The following is an 872-nucleotide window of genomic DNA, read 5'->3' on the forward strand; positions in this document are numbered from 1 at the left end:
GCATCGACGCCAGCACGCTGCTCACCCGCACATTCCTGTCGCCGCGCCTGCCGCGTCGTTCGTTCCAGCAGCCGCGCGCCGAGATGCTCCTCCAGCCGCCGGATGGCTTCCGTCGCGGTTGAGCGCGGCAGGCCGAGATCGGCCGCCGCAGCGGTGAAGCTGCGCCGCTCCAGAACGCGAACAAAGAGCCGCATCGTGTCCAGCCGATCCATGCTCTTTGTTCGCAGTTTCCGAATAGTGATGTCAATGGGTGGATGATTATCCGGAATTCGGCTTGGCCTATATCCGTGTCACCAACAACGCGGAGAGACTTCGATGACAAATCAAACCAGAACCGCGATCGTGACCGGCGCCTCCAAAGGCATCGGCGCCGCCATCGCACAGCGGCTCGCCCGTGACGGCGTCGCCGTTGTCGTCAACTATGCACGGGGCCGTGCGGAGGCCGAAGAACTGGTCCGCGCGATCGAGACCGGCGGCGGCAGGGCGATCGCCGTGCAGGCCGATATCGCCAATCCGAACGGCATCGCCGTGCTGTTCGACGCCGGCGAGAAGGCGTTCGGCGGCATCGACATCCTCGTCAACAATGCCGGCATCATGAAGATTTCGCCGATCGCGCAGACCGACGATGCTTCGTTCGACACCCAGATCGCGATCAATCTCGGCGGCGTGTTTCGCGGCATGCGGGAAGGTGCGCGCCGGCTTCGCGACGGCGGCCGCATGATCAATTTTTCCAGCAGCGTCGTCGGTCTCTATCAGTCGGGCTACGGCGTTTACGCCGCCACAAAGGCGGGTGTCGAGGCGATGACCCACATCCTGGCCAAGGAGCTTGGCGCGCGCCGTGTCACCGTCAACGCGGTGGCGCCCGGACCGAT

At 64.7% G+C, this 872-nt stretch carries 2 protein-coding genes; one reads left to right on the forward strand and one right to left on the reverse strand.

Annotated features, from left to right (window positions below; genetic code table 11):
- On the reverse strand, positions 1-212 hold a 212-nt coding region (locus tag EN994_RS33425), incomplete at its 3' end, for a LysR family transcriptional regulator (protein WP_164746529.1).
- A gap of 103 nt (positions 213-315) precedes the next feature.
- Here EN994_RS33425 and EN994_RS33430 point away from each other — a divergent pair.
- Positions 316-872, forward strand: a 557-nt coding sequence (locus tag EN994_RS33430) for an SDR family NAD(P)-dependent oxidoreductase (protein WP_127308254.1), incomplete at its 3' end; no start/stop codon positions are given.

The organism is Mesorhizobium sp. M7A.F.Ca.CA.002.09.1.1 (assembly GCF_003998555.1).
Lineage (GTDB): Bacteria > Pseudomonadota > Alphaproteobacteria > Rhizobiales > Rhizobiaceae > Mesorhizobium > Mesorhizobium ciceri.